Below are 2919 nucleotides of genomic sequence, written 5' to 3' on the forward strand. Positions count from 1 at the left end.
CCCTACGGGAAAATAGCTCGATGCCAAGCTTAATTTTAAAAAGCAGGAAAGAGATAGTTAACATTTAACATTGTTATCTATCTCTTTCCTGCTTTCTGCCTCATTCATTAAGATGTCATTTTGAGGATTATAGCTACTAGTAGACAGTCAAGCAATGATAATTCATACCAAAACACAAAGGAGAGGCAACAGATGATATAAGAGAAAAAAGAAGAAAGATGGCAAAAAAATGTTAGGAGTTATTAAATGTCAAGGGTTTTGTCGTGTCGCGACAGAATAATGTCGGGTAGTTGACGCGAAAGAGCAGTTCAGATCGTAAACATAAATTCGCGCCAAGAACTGATTTCCCTTCGTGAACGCTACGCGAACGCAACGACAAGGTTAGATCGTTGAGAGAGAGCCATAAAAATGGAAAGTTAAGTTGCCTGAGCACGAGTAGTAGCAACCTGACGACGATAGCTATCTGACTTAATTTCAAGGATCACAGCGTGATGAACAAGTCTATCGACAGTCTCAACCGTCATCATGGAGTCAGAGAAGATGGAATCCCATTGACTGAAAGGCTGATTAGCGGTAATGAGTAGACTTTTACGCTCATAGCGATAAGCAATCAACTCAAACAGGACAGAGGTTTCAGCTTCAGACTTTTTGACATAGCCCAAATCATCAAGAAGCAGTAATTCAGAGCGATCGAGCTTCTTGAGCAATGCTGGGAGTTGTAGTTGCAGCTTGGCGTATTGCAAATCTTGGACTAAAGCATTAACCGCAAAGAACTTGGCACGCATACCCATCTCCACCATACGACGAGCTAAACCAGCAGCAAGATGATATACTTAGACAGGGTGTAGACTTTATTTTTCGGAAGGGTAAAAATGGAAAGAATAGTAGCTTTTCTCCAAGATGATCCGAATAACATTTACCAAAGAAGAAATAGATGCCCTACATCACGAAAGATTCCATCACCCGCATCCGCGAGTACAGCGAAAAATGGAAGCACTATACCTAAAAAGCCAGAAATACGCGCACAAGGAAATCACGAAACTACTAAGAATCACTGAGCCGACATTGTTGAGTTATTTACGAGATTATAAAGAAGGTGGGATAACCAAACTCAAGGAACTGACCTTTAATCGCCCCCAGAGTGAACTCAAACAGCATCAGGAAAGTTTAGAGATATATTTTCGAGAACATCCACCCAAAACTCTGGCTCATGCAGCAGCAACAATTGCCGAGTTGATAGGAATTGTCCATAGTCGAGAACAGGTGCGTCATTTTTTGAAATCGATGGGAATGAGTTGTCGTCGAGTAATTAAACATCGAACTTCTATATTTGACTACTTACTCCCCAAACTTGAACTTGATTGAGCGCCTTTGGAAATTCGTCAAAAAGCAATGTCTCTACTTGGTCTATTATCCTGATTTTTCTTCTTTCAAATTCGCTATTTCTTCTTGCCTTGAGAATTCCCACACTATTCATAAAACAGCTTTGGATTCTTTATTGACTTTACGCTTTCAGTCTTTTAAAAACGTTAAGTCTATTCCCTGTTAAGGTATATCAAGTGACAATGGAATAGGCGGGTCAAACCACACATTTGTCGGATTTCGCTAGGTTAAATATGTGGGAACCCAGATCGGTAAGGAGGGAAAAAAGAGCTTGCCATAACCCCGCCCAAAAAAGACACTAGAAAATCTCCAAAAGTAAAACGCGATGTGCAACTAAGAAACAGCAAAAAAAACTCACAGCCGAAAGTGTTAGAAAATAGGACTAACGCAGCAATTCTCATTAAATAACCGATTTTTATAATGAGAACTGCTGAGACTAACGCCATTAGCGATGAGAATTATGTTTTCTATGGAATATTTTATCATTGCGGTATTTTGTAAGATCGATGAACTGCTCAAAGCAATAACTGTGAGCCAGAAGGTAAGAGCCAAAGGGTTTATGCAAGCTTTAAGTGATAATGATGGAAATCGTGGCTGAGTATCGAGGAATAGAAACCGACATAGGGATCTGGCAATATTTTCGCGAACATTGGCAAGAATGGTTTCCAGCCTTAAAAAGTCGCACCACCTTTGTCCGACAAGCCGCCAATCTGTGGCAGTACAAAGCAATGCTCCAAGAAAAACTAGCCCAACAGTTGGGAGCATTAAGCGATGATCTACATCTGATTGATGGAGTACCCATACCTCTGTGTTACCTCAGTCGTGCATCCCGTTGTCGTAGCTTTGCCGATATTGCAGACTATGGTTACTGTGCGTCTAAGGACATGCATTACTATGGCTTTTATGATCATGTTCTCATTAGTGGTAGCGGTGTAATTACGCAGTTTGCGCTTACTCCCGCTAATGGCGATGAACGGGAAACTCTCTGGGATTTAGTCTCCAACATTCATGGGTTCCTGATTGGTGACAAAGGCTATCTCAGTCAACCTCTTAGGCGAGAACTACAGACCTTTTCTGTTGATTTACAAACGGCTCTGCGCTCGAATATGCATGATTTCCGTCCTCGTTGGTGGGTGCGCTTGATTGTTAAGGTGCGTCGATTGATCGAGACTGTCATTGGTCAGTTAGTTGCTCGCTTTCATCTTGATAAGGTTTGGGCTAGGGATATCTGGCATCTTTCTAGTCGTCTTAATCGGAAAATTCTTGCTCATACTCTTTGTTTTTGGCTCAACCGCCATTCCCTTCATCCTTTACAGTTTGAAGACTTGGTTGTTTCCTAATTCTCAGTTGCACATCGCGTTACTGTTTTTATTTTATATTATTTCCCAACAGGTCTATTGATCGCATTTGTGCCTTGGAATTGAAAATTGATATCAGTAATAAAGGATTTTTAAAAAACGCTTGACAAACCTTTATAAGCTTGCTACCTTAGTAAAGCGCTGAAGGGAGCGACGAGCGAAAGCGAAGCGAGCCCGA

3 pseudogenes are annotated in these 2919 nt (G+C 41.1%); 2 read left to right on the plus strand and 1 reads right to left on the minus strand.

Going from position 1 to position 2919, the window contains the following annotated elements:
• Window positions 1-416: 416 nt before the first annotated feature.
• Window positions 417-827: pseudogene (locus CQ839_RS24495) on the minus strand (ATP-binding protein); the annotation flags it as partial.
• 73 nt (window positions 828-900) lie between these two features.
• Here CQ839_RS24495 and CQ839_RS24500 point away from each other — a divergent pair.
• Both CQ839_RS24500 and CQ839_RS24505 read left to right on the plus strand, forming a co-directional pair.
• Window positions 901-1549 (plus strand): annotated as a pseudogene (locus tag CQ839_RS24500) (transposase).
• A gap of 294 nt (window positions 1550-1843) precedes the next feature.
• Window positions 1844-2723, plus strand: a pseudogene (locus CQ839_RS24505) (IS982 family transposase).
• Window positions 2724-2919: the final 196 nt, after the last annotated feature.

The organism is Pseudanabaena sp. BC1403 (assembly GCF_002914585.1).
In the GTDB taxonomy this organism is placed as follows: Bacteria; Cyanobacteriota; Cyanobacteriia; order Pseudanabaenales; family Pseudanabaenaceae; genus Pseudanabaena.